This window comes from Erwinia sp. S43, from assembly GCF_016624745.1.
GTDB lineage: Bacteria > Pseudomonadota > Gammaproteobacteria > Enterobacterales > Enterobacteriaceae > Erwinia > Erwinia coffeiphila.
On sequence record NZ_JACVTX010000005.1, the window covers coordinates 125,944 to 140,147 of the forward strand.

Sequence of the window (14,204 nt, forward strand, 5' to 3'; positions counted from 1 at the left end):
TACAGCACCTCGTTTTATGTATCTTATTCAGGAGTTTGAATATTCAGCATCTGAAAAATAAATCAATCAAACTCAGGCGATGTTAAATAACCATCCGAATTTCACTCCCATTGATGGGATGTTTTACTTTAGTAAAAATAACAAATAACACTACCCGGGGTTTTCATGAAAGCATTATCAAAAGCCATATTTATTGCCGCCGTCGGAATAAGCGCATTCGGTGCCTCAGCCGCCAGCGACAATAGCGTGATTCGCTATGCCATCTGGAGTAATCCGAACGGAACCTTTAACCCGACGCTTTATTTCACCGATTACGATCGCGCGGTCATTTTTAACGTCTTTGGCCGCCTGTTTACCCTGGATAAAAATCAAAATCCACAGCCGTCACTGGCCGAGCGCTATGATTATTCTGACGACGGAAAAACGCTGACGCTGCACCTGCGTCAGGGCGTGAAATGGCACGACGGCAAACCGTTTACCGCCGAGGATGTCGCCTTTACCTATGGCTCAGAGGCGGCACCAGACTTCCCACGCGACCAGCCTGACTTCGTTAAGCACCTGGTCGGCTATGAGGATTACCATAGCGGTAAAAGTGCCGATCTCTCCGGAATAAAGGTCATTGATCCGCAAACGGTCAGCTTCTCCTTCACCGCGCCGTACGCCGCGGCCTTTGCCCACTTCGCCGATCGCCCGGTGCTGGCAAAGCACATCTGGAATGCTATTCCGGTAAAAGAGTGGAATACCGCCACCTCGCTGCTGCGTAATCCGGTCGGCACAGGGCCGTATAAATTCGTTGAATTCGTCTCCGATCAGTACGTCAAACTTGAGCGTAACGAGGCGTACTTTGGCGGTGCACCAAAGATTAAAACCTTTATTTTTAAAGTCTCCAATGCCCAGACGGTACAGAACGAATTAATTAACGGCGATGTCGATATTGCCGAGCTGTCATCATGGAACAAACGTGATGTAGAAACTTATCAGAAAGCAGGCATCCGTATTGTTGAACAGCCTGGCGTCACAGCACAATATTTAAGTCTGGATACGCGAAACCCTAATCTCAGCGACCCGCGCGTGCGCCAGGCGCTGGCTTACGGCATCGATCGCCAGCTGATTGTGGATAAATTACTTTTCGGTCACGGGCTGGTATTTAATACCAAAGATCACCCGCAGAGCCAGTATTACCCGAAGGACCTCAACACCTATTCTTACGATCCGAAAAAAGCGCAGGAATTATTAAAAGAAGCAGGCTGGAGCGATACTAACGGTGATGGCATCGTGGATAAAAATGGCCAGAATCTGACCTTCACCCTGAATTATCCGACCGGCAACCGCACCCGCGAATTAACCGCGCCAATTATTCAGCAGAACCTGAAAAAGATCGGCATTAACGTGGTGCTGAACGTAGCGGACTTCAATGCCACGCTGGCCATCCTGCAGGATAAAAACAAAGTTTACGACGGCGTGCTGATGGGCGGCACCTTCAGGCCGGGGCTGTATGAAAACAACTTCTGGTGGGAACGTTTCTCCACGCCGAAGCTGGATGCCCTCGCAGAGCAGTTTAATACCACCGTGGATGCCGAAAAGCTGAAAACCAGCATCGGCGACTGGCTGAAAGAGGTCAATCAGCAGGTGCCGCACGTGTGGCTTTATATCCCGAATCAGGGTTACGCGCTCAGCAAGCGGGTCAGCCACTACAGCGCCTATCCCTACGAGCCGTTTGCCGACGTCACGCAGTGGACGGTTAATCAGTAATAACGCCCGCCGCAGCCGTGGCACTCCAAGCCACGGCATCATCGTTAATCAGGAATCGCTATGCTGCGCTACGTATTACACCGACTGTTGATCCTCATTCCCGTGCTGATCGGAATTTCGGTGGTGGTGTTCTTCCTTATTAAGCTTCAGCCAGGCGATCCGTTCGTCGGTATGATCGCGCCGGAAACTACTCCGGAACAGAAGCAGGAGCTGCTGCGTCAGGCCGGCTATCTCGATCCGATCTGGATTCAGTACCTGCGCTGGGCATCGCACGCCTTTGTGGGTGATTTTGGTTACTCAACGCAGAGCGGTGCGCCGGTCCTGATGCTGATTCAGGAACGGATAGTGAATACGGTGTTACTGGCGGTCAGTTCGTTATTTTTAACCCTGCTGATTGCTTTTCCACTGGGTATTTACCTTGGACTACACCGTGGTGGAAAGGTGGATACGGCCATTTCACTGATCTACTTTGTTGTTGTGTCCGTTCCGGTGTTTTTTATCGCCATTCTGCTGGTTAAGGTTTTTGCCATGAATCTGAAGTGGTTCCCGGTATCGGGGGCCACCACGCTGGGCAGCAACTACAGCGGCGTAAAGCATCTGCTGGACGTGCTCAGCCATTTGTTCCTGCCTGCAATGGCGCTGGCCGTTGCCAATATCGGGATATTCAGCCGCTATCTGCGTTCGGGCATCAGTGAGTTAATCAATCAAAACTTTGTGAAGGCGCTGTTTGCACGTGGGGTAAGCCGCTCGCGGGTGATTTTCCCCCATCTGGTTAAAAACGCCGCCAGGCCGCTGATTACCGTAGTCGGCATGGAAATCCCTTCGCTGCTGTCGGCCACACTGCTGACGGAAATCATCTTTAACTGGCCCGGTATCGGCCGCCTGAGTTTTGATGCGATCCAGGCACGCGACTACTCGCTGTTGATGGGCATCGTGCTGTTTCTGGCGGTGATTACTCTGGTGACCAATTTCCTGGTCGATATTCTCTATGCGCTGGTCGATCCGCGCATCAGGCTCAGCCAATGACGACACCCGATACCCTCAACCTTACCGCTGGTCGCGCAGGCCATCCCCTGCTGCGCGATCGTTATTTCCTCACCGGACTGGTGATTTTGCTGCTGCTGACTCTGGCTTCGCTCAGTGCGCCGTGGCTGGTCGCCTTCCACCCGGACGATATCGACCTGATGGCAATCGAAGCACCACCGGGAGACGGGCACCTGCTTGGCACCGATGAAATCGGCCGTGATGTGCTGTCCCGCCTGCTTTACGGCGGCAGAGTATCGCTATTTGTGGCGCTGGCGGCGGTCATTTTTCAGGGTGCAATCGGCATTACCCTGGGCAGTCTGGCCGGATATAAAGGCGGCGTGGTGGATACGCTGATCATGCGCCTGATCGATATCATTATGTGTTTCCCGTTTTACGCTCTGGCCATCACCCTCGCGGCGATTATGGGTGCCAGCTCGTGGAACGTGATTTTTATTATCGGCATCCTGCACTGGACCGGCATTGCCCGCCTGGTACGTGCAGAATTCCTCTCGCTGCGCGAAAGTGGCTACGTCTTTGCGGCGAAATCGATCGGCGTCAGCGGCGTCACGGTTGTATTCCGCCATCTGCTGCGTAACGCCTGTGCCCCACTGATTATCAACCTCACCCTCGCCGTGGCGAATGCGATTCTGGCGGAAGCCGCGCTGAGCTTTATCGGCCTCGGCGTTAAGCAGCCGCAGCCCTCCTGGGGAAATATGCTGGCGGCAGCGCAGAGCATTCGGGTTATCGACTACGAATGGTGGCTGTGGGTGCCACCCGGCCTGACGATTGTGTTGATGGTACTGGCGATCAACTTCATCGGCGAAGGGCTTTCCCGCGTACTGAATCCACGACCGGCGGTGCCGGTAAAAGACATCTTAAATTAAACCGATCCCCCAAACAGGAGTGTGTAATGGCGACTGAAAACTATCACCATCTGAGCCAGGACGAGCTGGCGCTGAGCGAGAAACTGGAACACTGGTTCGATCAACATCGTGCGGAGTTCGTGCAGGATCTGCTGGAGCTGGTCGCCTTTCCCAGCGTCGGGGATGAGAAGCTCGCCGCACCGGGTAAACCCTTTGGACAGGAAGTAGAAAACGTCTTCCAGCACGTTATCCGCAAGGCTCAGAGTTACGGCTTCACCACTGAACAACACGACGGCTACGCCATTTCGGTACTGGCCGATACGCGGGATAGCGTGCCGGAGCTGGGGCTGATTTCCCATCTCGACGTTGTGCCGCCGGGGGATAACTGGACCTTCGAGCCGTTTAAACCGTTTGAGAAAGACGGTTTTGTCATTGGCCGTGGATCGTCAGACAACAAAGGCCCGGCGCTGCTGGATCTCTATCTGCTGCGCGCCTTCCGCGATCTCGGCGTGCCGCTGCATCACAAGCTGCGCATCGTTTACGGCGGAGCGGAAGAGATCGGCATGGCCGACATTAAATACTTCGCCGAGCACGGACCGGTTCCGCGTTTTTCGATCATTACCGACGGCGCGTTCCCGGTGAACCACGCGCAGAAAGGCGGGCTGAATCTGGTGTTGCATATTCCGGTGGGATCGGTGCTTACAGGCGTAAACGCGGGCGTGGCGGAGAATGCCGTTCCCGCTACGGCAACGCTGACGCTGCCCGCCAGCGAGGCGGCGCGGCTGGAGCAGGCGATTGCCGCCCTGCCGGAGGAGCAACGTCAGGTGCTGGCGATTGCTGCCGTTGAGCAGAACGTCCAGCTGACGGCGCGCGGACAGTCCGGCCACGCCGCGTTCCCGGAAAATACCCGCAACGCAATCCCGCTGCTGCTGGATGCGTTGCTTGCCGCAAACCTGCTGGAGGGGGACGATCTGACCGCTGCACGAATTATCAGCCAGCTGCTGGCCGATCCCTGGGGCATCAGCGCCGGTTTCGTCGCCGAAGATGGGCCAACCGGTAAACTTACGCTCAACGGCGGCCTGCTTACCCCACATCACAACGGCCTGAATCTGCATCTGGATATCCGCTATCCGCTGGCGACCGACAAAGACGCACTGCTGGCAACCCTGCGCAAGGCCATTGCCCCGCTGAACGGCACCCTGAGCATTACCAGCGATGCGTCGCCGATCCACGTCGATAAAGAGAGCGAGCTGGTGAAGCGCCTGCAGCAAACCTACGACACCATCGCCGAGGTGATTACCGAGCCTTACTCCATGGGCGGCGGCACCCACGCACGCTACCTGCCGAACTCGATCACCTTTGGGCCGGGCTTCCGCCGCATTGAAGGCGAACTGTTCCAGGGCGAGTCGGTGCGTACCAAACCGGCGTTTATTCCGGCCGGTCACGGTTCTCCCCACGGCCCGGATGAGTTCGTGGTGATTGAAAACCTCAAGCGCGCGTTTAAGGTGTACGCGGTAGCGATACCCCGCCTGGACAGCTGGCTGGAGCAGGGACTGATTGATGGCGTCCACTAACTCTGTACCGCTGTTAGCCGTTAATCAGCTGTCGGTCATTTATCCGGGCCATCAGGGTGAGGTGAAGGCGGTGGACGGCGTATCGTTTAGCCTGGCCGCCGGTGAGATTCTGGCGGTGATCGGTGAATCCGGCGCGGGTAAATCCGCCATTGCGCAGGCCATCCCAGGCCTGCTGCCGGGGAATGCGCGCCTGGCAGGACAGATCCTTTACAAGAATCGCGACCTGCTGAATCTGGACCGCCGCTCGCTGGCGGCGCTGCGCGGCCGGGAAATTGCCATGATTTTCCAGGACCCTTCCGCATCGCTGGACCCGGTTTTCTCCATCGGCCGACAGATGGATGAAGCGATTGCACTGTATGAACCACAGCTTTCCGCCGCGCAGCGCCGCTCCCGGGCGGTTGAGCTGCTGACGCTGACCGGTATCCCCCAGGCGGAAAAACGCCTGCGCAGCTACCCGCATCAGTTCTCCGGCGGCCAGATACAGCGCATCATGATTGCCGTTGCGCTGGCCGGAAGGCCGAAAATCCTGATTGCCGATGAGCCAACTACCGCGCTGGATGTCACCACCCAGCAGGAGATCCTCGATCTGCTGTTTCGCCTGAACCAGCAGTATCAGATGGCGGTGCTGCTGATCACCCATGATATGGGCGTGGTGGCGGATATCGCCCACCGCGTGCTGGTTATGCGCCATGGTAGAGTCGTGGAACAGAACGCGGTTGAGCCACTGTTCTCCGCGCCCGCTCATGCCTATACCCAACAGCTGCTTGCCGCCGTGCCTTCTGCGACGGGAGAACATCACGCAGCCACATCGCCACCCGAGCCGCTGTTGCAGGTTGAGCATTTGCACATTAGCTACGCGTCCACGCTGGGCAGACGGCATCCGGTGGTTAACGATGTCTCTTTTGCTATCGGCAAGGGGGAGTTTCTTGGCCTGCTGGGTGAATCCGGGTCGGGGAAAACGACCATCGGGCGCAGCCTGCTGGGCATGATCAAACCGGACGGCGGCACCATCTGCCTGGCGGGAGAGCCGCTTTACGATGCAAAGCACCGCACCACAAAGGCCAGCCGGGCCAAAATTGGGGCGATCTTCCAGAACCCCGCAAGCTCTCTCAATCCGAAGATGAGCATCAGCCAGTCGATTGCCGAGCCGCTGATAACCCACACCTCGCTGGATCGCGCCGCGCTCGATAAACGGGTCAGCACGCTGATCGACCTGGTCGGTTTGCCTGCCGCCTGGCGGGACAGATATCCGTATGAGCTTTCCGGCGGCCAGTGCCAGCGTATTGCGATTGCGCGAGCCATTGCGCTTCGGCCACAGTTGCTGATTGCCGATGAACCCACTTCGGCGCTGGATGTTTCTATTCAGCAGGCGATTCTGACCCTGCTGCGCAATCTGCAGCAGGAATATCAGTTTGGCTGTCTGTTTATCAGTCATGACCTGGCGGTGGTACGCAGCCTGTGCCGGTCAATTGTGGTACTGAAAAACGGCCAGGTGGCCGAACGGGGCAGCGTGGAACGCATCTTCACGCGGCCGGAGAGTGACTACACGCGTACGCTAATCGACAGTATCCCTCTGGCCGATCCGCGCTATCAGCAGGATAAGCGACGGCTTCGTACTAACGCCCTGGACGCAGCATAAACACCACGGTTCCGCGATACCAGCGTGAGGTGGAAAGCTCACGCTCATAGCGCGGTTCCCATTCGCCGTTCTGAACCAGCCCGACACGAAACGGAATATGTAACTTTTGCAGTGCGGGCAAATAGCTGGCATAGCCCTGCACACTGTGCCGCCCCTGATAGGTCTGCACCACCAGCTCATCCACCGGCAGGCGGTTCAGCGTGGCGATGTCCCCGGTACTGGCCCAGTCAAGCAGCCCGGTCACCCCCAGGGCATACTCTCGCGGCAGCTTTTGCCGCAGCGCGGTCAGGAACTGTGCGTAATCATCCAGCTTTCGGGTTGCCGCATCGAAGTCGATTTGCAGGCCGACAACGTGATTACCACTCTGGCTCCAGCGCGTCATCAGGCCGATGATTCTTGCTGAGATATCGTCCGGCATCTCCAGCGTGGTTAAGCGCACGGTTAGCCAGATACGGGGGAAGCTAAGCCTGCTGACCGGCAGGCCCACGCGTTCAAATACCGGGCTGCCGCGATGCAGATTCACTTCCCCCTGATGCAGATAGACCACCTCTGCTTCACGCATTTCTGCCGAGCTGCCGACGCCCGACCACAGCCAGAAGGCTCGGTGGTCGGCGGCGCGAACACGATGGCCAGGCGCTGATAAAACGGCGATAGTCGGCGAGTTGGCGCTGGCAGCGACGTTTTCATCAGCACTGGCATCAGCACTACTGACATCAGCATTATCATTCGCAAAGGCACCGGGATTTTCACCTCTGACACCGACACGCTCATTGGCACTGACGTTAGCATCAACACCGGCAACGGCACCCGGATTTTCCCCCCTGCCATCAGCACGATCGCTCGCGCTGGAACTGACACTGCCGACAGCCACCAGACTGCACAGCATCATTACCAGTAGTATTTGAGCCGCTGCGCCCATGGCCCGCCCCGATAGTCCGCTTTCAGACGGTTAAACCAGGCTTTACGCGCCGCCGGTTCAGCATCCTGCCCGCCGCAGTCGTTGTAGCCCGACGGCGCATAGCACATCACCGCACGGTAAAGCGCAAAGCTTTTATCTTCCGGCTCGGCACGCGGATTCTGGATCACCTGCGTATAGTACGCCTGACGATTGGGTGCGCCGCCACTGCCCTCACCCACTGCGGCTCCCAACGCCAGCGTCCCATCCTGTTCCGGCCAGCTGTCCACCTTCGCCTGCGTGGTGCGGAAAAACTCGCCGAGGCAGTTCAGCGCGTGGGGGTCGTCGGAACGGGCGTTCAGCGTGCTGACCGTCTGCTCCAGCGAGGCACAGCGATAGCCCGGTTCGGCTTTTTCGCCCGTCCAGTTAAATACCGTCAGATCGACGTCGGAAAAACTGTTGTCCACCAGCGGCTGGGTGATATGGCTGCCCAGCGCCTTATCCTGTAGCCAGTCGCCGTAGCGCCCGGCAATCAGGTCTTTTACCAGCAGGGTGTGCAGTGCGATGGTCTTCTCTTCGCTGCTGCTCCCCTCTTTTACCTGCTGACGCAGCAGGTCGGGGGTCGCCAGCTTCTTCAATACCAGCGAGCGGTAGCGCAGGTTGGTCACCGGGCTGTCGGCGGCAAAGATTTGTCCGGTCTGCCCGCTGTTGACCAGCGTCGCCGCCAGCATCGCCTGTAGCATCTGCTGCTGCTCTTTATCTTTGGCTATCGTGAGCAGATGCAGCCAGTGCTGGCGCGCGGCATCCCAGTTTTTCTGATCCATCAGCACGTCGCCGTACAGCACCTGCTGACTGAAGGCCAGAATGTCATGCTCGGGCAGGGATTCCACCGGTTTAATGGCGTCGAGCACCGTGGCGTAATCCTGCTTCTGCTCTGCCAGCAGCAGCGTCAGGTACTGCCACAGCGGCAGCTGCTGGCCCCTGTCGAAAATCGGTTTGATCTGCTCAAGATACGCCCGATCCACACAGGGTGCTTTGCCGTCGCATTCCGTGCTGCGCATCAGGCGCAGCGTCTGGGTAAAGGTCAGTAGCGGGGCGTCCGGCGCATTGAGGAAATACGCCTCGTTGCGGGTCAGATCCTTACTGAGCAGCTTATCGTCGACCTCGGCTATCAGTGAAATGAGCGATTCCACGCTGCCCGCCTGCTTCAGCGCCTGCTCGGATTCCTGCGCCAGCGAGTCCCAGCCCTCAAGATACCAGTTAATGCGGCGCAGCATGCCGCGTGCCGATTCGGCATACAGGCCATCCGGCCATTTTTGCAGATAGGCCTGCGCCTGATTAAGCGCCTCCGTGGCGGCGGCTTTATCAATGTTTTTCACATCAAAATCACCGTACATGCCGCTGGCGTTAGCGCTACTGCGGTTTAATCCTGTACGCATCAGCATATAGGCGGCCGTTTCAGCCAGCCACGGCTGCTGACCTGCACTCAGCGCGGTAAAGGCGGTGGCCGCCGCCGCATAGTCACCGGCATAGAACTGGTTTGCCGCCAGCAGATAGTGCTGAAACTGCCCGGCCACGGTGTTTTCCGGGTAGTTCAACGCCGCAATAGCAGCCTGCGCTTCAGCGCTGCCGTTGACCTTGAGCCGCGCCAGAGCCAGCGACTGGCGCTGTTCCGGGGTCAGCGAGGTTTCCGCCAGCAGCGCGCGGTAAAACTGTTCGACGGATTCGAGCGTGTTGGACACGCGGCGATCTTCCAGGCCATCGTTCTGCTGGCGGAAGCCGTCCAGCAGCGCATCATCAACGCCTATCTGCCTCGCCTGCATCGCCAGCGGCAGCTCGGCGACCGAGGCATCCGGTGTCGCCTCATCCTGCATATGGTCGTACCATTCCGACAAATGCGGTGCAAAATAGTAGTTACGACTGTGAACAACATCGATGGATTCCGGCAGTACCGGCAGCGGGAAGGCCTTTTTCTCACCCAGCAGCCGCAGCAGGTTATCGCGGGTATCGTTACCAATATCGAGCACCGGCGGGCTGCTTATCAGGCACCCTTTAGCACTCCAGGGGCAGCTCCCCATATCCGACGAAGCCTGCGCCCACTGGCTGAACAACCCCACGCTGCCTGCTGCCAGCATCCATCCCAACACGTTGTTATGTTTCACTATCGGCTCCTTTCCTGCGAAATCACGCATTATCATCCTGAAGAGTAGTACCTATTTAAGCAGGAAACTCACCGGCCTTAATGGTCCAGGCGCTGTGGTGGTGCTCCATGCCGATTTTCGGGTAGTAGCCTTCTGCCAGCGGTGCCGCTATCAGTATCAGGCGACAGGCGGCATCAAGCTGGCGGCAGGTTTCCGCAATCAGCGCCTTGCCGATGCCGCCCTTCTGGACCTTTTCGGACACGGCGAGGTCGGACAGGTAGCAGCAGAAGGTGAAATCCGTCACCGAACGGGCAACGCCAACCAGCGCCTCACCCTGCCACGCGGTTACCGTCAGGTTGGCATGCTTCAGCATCTTCGCAATGCGATCGTCATCCGCCAGCGGCCTTCTTGCGCCTAACGAGGTTTCACTCAGCAGATCGATAAACTGCTGCGAAGTGATCGGATAATTCACCCGATAAACAATATCTGCGTCGTTTTCCATAGCCCGGTCATCCCCTGTTCGATTACACATATCTTTGTGAAACATCACCTTATGCCAGTTATTTCTGCTTAGCAACGTCGCTCAGATTAGCACTTGCCGGTGACACACGCATGAAGCTGCACCGCTTTCGCTGCCAGCGAGATCTGCATCACATAATTCAGTGGGTTAGCTTCAGAGCGAAACCGCTCAGCCCCTCAAGCAACCGCTCACTGCTGCATATGACCGCTTAACCACTCTTTCCACCGCTCAGGGGGAAAAATTGCCACCATATACCCAGCATGATTTTGTGCCCTTCGATAAAAACTCAGAGGCTCAGCCGGGATGCTGAGATCGTTTTCATCAATTATAAAAACCAGGTTTCCTATGAATAAAAACTCATTATTCAAACACATCCCCTGGATGATTCTTGGAATCATCGGGGCATGTTGTCTGGCCGTCGTTGCCCTGCGGCGCGGCGAGCATATCAGTGCACTGTGGATCGTCGTCGCTTCCGTGTCGGTCTATCTTGTCGCTTACCGCTACTACAGCCTGTATATCGCCCAGAAGGTGATGAAGCTCGATCCAACGCGATCGACACCGGCGGTGATCAATAACGACGGCCTGAACTACGTACCGACCAACCGCAACGTGCTGTTTGGTCACCACTTTGCGGCAATTGCCGGTGCCGGTCCGCTGGTTGGTCCGGTGCTCGCCGCGCAGATGGGCTATCTGCCCGGCGTGCTGTGGCTGCTGGCGGGTGTAGTGCTGGCCGGTGCGGTGCAGGACTTTATGGTGCTGTTTATCTCTTCCCGCCGTAACGGCGCTTCGCTCGGCGAGATGATCAAAGAAGAGATGGGCCCGGTTCCCGGAACCATCGCGCTGTTCGGCTGCTTCCTGATTATGATTATTATTCTCGCCGTGCTGGCGCTGATCGTCGTGAAGGCGCTGGCGGAAAGTCCGTGGGGCGTATTTACCGTCTGCTCGACGGTGCCGATCGCGCTGTTTATGGGCATCTACATGCGCTACCTGCGGCCCGGCCGCGTGGGTGAAGTGTCGGTGATCGGTATCGTGCTGCTGGTCGCCTCTATTTACTACGGCGGCGTAATTGCGCACGACCCGTACTGGGGCCCGGCGCTGACCTTTAAAGACACCACCATTACCTTCACGCTGATCGGTTACGCGTTCGTTTCCGCCCTGCTGCCGGTATGGCTGATTCTGGCACCGCGCGACTATCTGGCTACCTTCCTGAAAATCGGGGTGATCGTCGGCCTGGCTATCGGCATCGTGATCCTCAATCCTGAGCTGAAAATGCCGGCCATCACCCAGTATATCGATGGTACGGGTCCGCTGTGGAAAGGTGCGCTGTTCCCGTTCCTGTTTATTACCATCGCCTGCGGCGCGGTGTCCGGCTTCCATGCGCTGATCGCCTCCGGCACCACGCCGAAGCTGCTGGCCTGTGAAACCGACGCACGCTTTATCGGCTACGGTGCCATGCTGATGGAGTCCTTCGTGGCGGTGATGGCGCTGGTAGCGGCGTCGATTATCGAACCGGGCCTCTATTTTGCGATGAACACCCCACCGGCCGGTCTGGGCATCACCATGCCTAACCTGCACGAGCTGGGCGGTGAAAACGCGCCGATGATCATGGCGCAGCTGAGAGAAGCGACCGCGCATGCGGCGGCAACCGTCAGCTCCTGGGGCTTCGTGATTACCCCGGACCAGATTCTGCAAACGGCAAAAGATATCGGTGAGCCTTCGGTACTGAACCGTGCCGGTGGTGCGCCAACGCTGGCGGTGGGTATCGCCCACGTCTTCCACAAGATTGTGCCAGTGGCCGATATGGGCTTCTGGTATCACTTCGGTATTCTGTTTGAGGCGCTGTTTATTCTGACCGCGCTGGATGCCGGTACGCGTTCAGGCCGCTTTATGCTGCAGGACCTGCTGGGTAACTTCGTGCCGTTCCTGAAGAAAACCGACTCGCTGGTGGCAGGAGTTGTAGGCACAGCAGGCTGCGTGGGCCTGTGGGGCTACCTGCTGTATCAGGGCGTGGTTGATCCGCTGGGCGGCGTGAAGAGCCTGTGGCCGCTGTTCGGTATCTCTAACCAGATGCTGGCCGCCGTGGCGCTGATTCTGGCAACCGTGGTGCTGGTGAAAATGAAGCGCACCAAATACATCTGGGTCACCGTGCTGCCAGCCGTCTGGCTGCTGATCTGCACCACCTGGGCGCTGGGCCTGAAACTGTTCAGCAACAACCCACAGATGGAAGGCTTCTTCTATATGGCCGGGCAGTATAAAGAGCGTATCCAGGCAGGCGGTGCCGAGCTGACCCAGCAGCAGATCAACAATATGCATCATATTGTGATCAACAACTACACTAACGCCGGACTGAGTATCCTGTTCCTGATTGTGGTGTACAGTATTATCTTCTACGGCATTAAAGCGTGGATGAAGGCGCGCCAGACAGACCAGCGCACCGACAAAGAAACGCCTTATGTCCCGGTGCCGAAAGAAGGGGTGAAAGTCTCTTCCGGCCACTGATAATCTCTGAATCTCAGCCCCGCGATGCGGGGCTGTCTCCTGCCTGACGGCGGGGGATCACCAAAGGAGCGGCGTATGTTTGATAACTTAGGCGCGGCAAAAAAATACCTCGGTCAGGCGGCAAGAATGCTGGTAGGCATCCCCGATTACGATACCTACGTCCTGCATATGCAGACCAATCATCCGGACAAACCGGTGATGACCTATAAGGAATTTTTCCGCGAACGCCAGCAGGCCCGCTACGGCGGCGACGGCAAAGGCGGAATGCGCTGCTGTTAACAGGAACGATTATGACCCCGATTGCAGTTACCGTTTTAACCGGTTTCCTCGGCGCAGGTAAAACCACCCTGCTGCGCCATATCCTGCACGAACAGCAGGACTACAAAATCGCCGTCATTGAAAATGAGTTCGGCGAAGTCTCGGTAGATACCCAGCTGATTGGCGATCGCGCCAGTCAGATTACCACCCTGACCAACGGCTGTATCTGCTGCACTCGCTCTAACGAGCTGGAAGATGCGCTGCTGGATCTGCTCGATGGTCTGGACAACGGCAGCCTGAGCTTTGACCGGCTGGTGATTGAATGCACCGGCATGGCGGACCCTGGCCCGATCCTGCAAACCTTCTTCTCCCACGAAATTATCTGCGAGCGCTATCTGCTGGACGGAGTGATTACCCTGGTGGATGCGGTGCATGCAGACCAGCAGTTAAACCAGTTCAGCCTGGCGCAGTCACAGATCGGCTACGCGGATCGCATTCTGCTGAGTAAAACCGACGTCTCCGGCGATAACAGCGCGCTGACCGAACGCCTCCAGCGCATCAACGCCCGCGCGCCGATCTATCCGGTGATCCACGGCCAGATCGACCTTGCCCTGCTGTTTGATACCCGCGGCTTTATGCTGGAGGAGCAGGTGGTGGTGGCGAAACCTCGCTTCCAGCGCATTCACGAGGCGCAGAACGCCATCTCGTCGATCGTGGTGGAGTTTGACTACCCGGTGGTGCTGGGTGATGTGTCGGCGGTAATGGAAAACCTGCTGGGCAGCTTTGCCGAAAGCCTGCTGCGCTATAAGGGGATGCTGTGGATCGCCGACCAGCCGTGCCGCCTGCTGTTCCAGGGCGTGCAGCGGCTCTACAGCGCCGACTGGGATCGCCCGTGGGAAGCGGACGAACAGCCGCACAGCACGCTGGTGTTTATTGGTGTGAACCTGCCGGAAGCGGAGATCCGCAGCGCCTTTAACGGACTGAAAACGAACCCGCCTGCCGCACAGTAGCCATTTCATCCTGTTCTGTTAGCGACG

11 protein-coding genes are annotated in these 14,204 nt (G+C 57.6%); 8 read left to right on the forward strand and 3 right to left on the reverse strand.

Annotation, left to right across the window (positions count from 1 at the left end; genetic code table 11):
• Positions 1-165 precede the first annotated feature (165 nt).
• Genes IBT47_RS08700 through IBT47_RS08720 form a run of 5 tightly spaced genes read left to right on the forward strand, consistent with a single transcriptional unit; the run spans position 166 to position 6,854 of the window.
• Positions 166-1,752 (forward strand): ABC transporter substrate-binding protein, encoded by a 1,587-nt coding sequence (locus IBT47_RS08700; protein WP_200560128.1) that lies wholly within the window; start codon positions 166-168, stop codon positions 1,750-1,752.
• A gap of 60 nt (positions 1,753-1,812) precedes the next feature.
• On the forward strand, positions 1,813-2,778 hold the full coding sequence (locus IBT47_RS08705; protein ID WP_200560129.1) for an ABC transporter permease: 966 nt from the start codon (positions 1,813-1,815) through the stop codon (positions 2,776-2,778).
• Positions 2,775-3,662, forward strand: a complete 888-nt coding sequence (locus tag IBT47_RS08710) for an ABC transporter permease (RefSeq protein WP_200560130.1) — start codon at positions 2,775-2,777, stop codon at positions 3,660-3,662. The genes IBT47_RS08705 and IBT47_RS08710 overlap by 4 nt, the downstream gene beginning before the upstream one ends.
• Before the next feature lie 26 nt (positions 3,663-3,688).
• Positions 3,689-5,215 carry a Sapep family Mn(2+)-dependent dipeptidase gene (locus IBT47_RS08715; RefSeq protein WP_200560131.1) on the forward strand — a complete coding sequence of 509 codons (1,527 nt, stop codon included), beginning with the start codon at positions 3,689-3,691 and terminating at the stop codon, positions 5,213-5,215.
• Positions 5,202-6,854: an ABC transporter ATP-binding protein gene (locus tag IBT47_RS08720; protein ID WP_200560132.1), complete on the forward strand. Its 1,653-nt coding sequence runs from the start codon at positions 5,202-5,204 to the stop codon at positions 6,852-6,854. The genes IBT47_RS08715 and IBT47_RS08720 overlap by 14 nt, the downstream gene beginning before the upstream one ends.
• On the opposite strand, the gene IBT47_RS08725 is transcribed toward IBT47_RS08720, so the two are convergent.
• The 3 genes from IBT47_RS08725 to IBT47_RS08735 form a co-directional block, all read right to left on the reverse strand.
• Entirely contained in the window at positions 6,832-7,506 is a 675-nt protein-coding gene (locus IBT47_RS08725) for a DUF3142 domain-containing protein (protein ID WP_370569872.1), read from the reverse strand. The genes IBT47_RS08720 and IBT47_RS08725 overlap by 23 nt on opposite strands.
• A 236-nt stretch (positions 7,507-7,742) precedes the next feature.
• Positions 7,743-9,911 (reverse strand): hypothetical protein, encoded by a 2,169-nt coding sequence (locus IBT47_RS08730; protein ID WP_370569868.1) that lies wholly within the window; start codon positions 9,909-9,911, stop codon positions 7,743-7,745.
• Positions 9,912-9,966: 55 nt separating this feature from the next.
• Positions 9,967-10,392 (reverse strand): GNAT family N-acetyltransferase, encoded by a 426-nt coding sequence (locus tag IBT47_RS08735; RefSeq protein ID WP_200560133.1) that lies wholly within the window; start codon positions 10,390-10,392, stop codon positions 9,967-9,969.
• Positions 10,393-10,755: 363 nt separating this feature from the next.
• On the opposite strand from IBT47_RS08735, the gene IBT47_RS08740 reads away from it, so the two are divergent.
• From IBT47_RS08740 to yjiA, 3 genes are all read left to right on the forward strand, one after another.
• Positions 10,756-12,909 (forward strand): carbon starvation CstA family protein, encoded by a 2,154-nt coding sequence (locus IBT47_RS08740; protein ID WP_200560134.1) that lies wholly within the window; start codon positions 10,756-10,758, stop codon positions 12,907-12,909.
• Between the two features lie 75 nt (positions 12,910-12,984).
• Positions 12,985-13,188, forward strand: coding sequence for a YbdD/YjiX family protein (locus IBT47_RS08745; protein ID WP_105592421.1), 204 nt, complete (start codon positions 12,985-12,987; stop codon positions 13,186-13,188).
• An 11-nt stretch (positions 13,189-13,199) separates the two neighbouring features.
• Positions 13,200-14,177, forward strand: coding sequence for a GTPase (gene yjiA, locus IBT47_RS08750; protein WP_200560135.1), 978 nt, complete (start codon positions 13,200-13,202; stop codon positions 14,175-14,177).
• Positions 14,178-14,204 lie beyond the last annotated feature (27 nt).

Bases quoted from the DNA above. Each gene is read 5' to 3' on its own strand.
- IBT47_RS08700 (WP_200560128.1), top strand. From the start codon at position 166: ATGAAAGCATTATCAAAAGCCATATTTATTGCCGCCGTCGGAATAAGC.
- IBT47_RS08705 (WP_200560129.1), top strand. From the start codon at position 1,813: ATGCTGCGCTACGTATTACACCGACTGTTGATCCTCATTCCCGTGCTG.
- IBT47_RS08710 (WP_200560130.1), top strand. From the start codon at position 2,775: ATGACGACACCCGATACCCTCAACCTTACCGCTGGTCGCGCAGGCCAT.
- IBT47_RS08715 (WP_200560131.1), top strand. From the start codon at position 3,689: ATGGCGACTGAAAACTATCACCATCTGAGCCAGGACGAGCTGGCGCTG.
- IBT47_RS08720 (WP_200560132.1), top strand. From the start codon at position 5,202: ATGGCGTCCACTAACTCTGTACCGCTGTTAGCCGTTAATCAGCTGTCG.
- IBT47_RS08735 (WP_200560133.1), bottom strand. From the start codon at position 10,392: ATGGAAAACGACGCAGATATTGTTTATCGGGTGAATTATCCGATCACT.
- IBT47_RS08740 (WP_200560134.1), top strand. From the start codon at position 10,756: ATGAATAAAAACTCATTATTCAAACACATCCCCTGGATGATTCTTGGA.
- IBT47_RS08745 (WP_105592421.1), top strand. From the start codon at position 12,985: ATGTTTGATAACTTAGGCGCGGCAAAAAAATACCTCGGTCAGGCGGCA.
- yjiA (WP_200560135.1), top strand. From the start codon at position 13,200: ATGACCCCGATTGCAGTTACCGTTTTAACCGGTTTCCTCGGCGCAGGT.